The following is a 285-nucleotide window of genomic DNA, read 5'->3' on the forward strand; positions in this document are numbered from 1 at the left end:
AAGCTTTGCTTGCTTCCTCACTGGCCGTTGATGCCGCGTTCGAGGCCGCAGTGGAGGCACTATCGGCAACGCTAGCAGCACTTGCTGCATCGCTAGAGGCCGAAATAGCCGTTGAGTTCGCATCAGAAATGTTTGCATTGCTTGGATTTTCGCTAGCTAAACTGGCGGCTGACCTGGCTGCATCTGAAGCCGTTGAGGCAGCACTATTCGCTTTATCGTCTGCCGTTGAGGCTGTTGATGCATCGCTTGCCGCACTCTTAGCTGCATCGTTTGCATCTGATGCAT

At 53.7% G+C, this 285-nt stretch carries 1 protein-coding gene; it reads right to left on the minus strand.

Annotated elements, in window-relative coordinates; genetic code table 11:
* Nucleotides 1–285: hypothetical protein (locus tag FC96_RS13085; protein WP_191976673.1), on the minus strand; the 285-nt coding region annotated here is incomplete at both ends.

It is taken from the genome of Secundilactobacillus kimchicus JCM 15530 (genome assembly GCF_001433995.1).
Taxonomy (GTDB): domain Bacteria; phylum Bacillota; class Bacilli; order Lactobacillales; family Lactobacillaceae; genus Secundilactobacillus; species Secundilactobacillus kimchicus.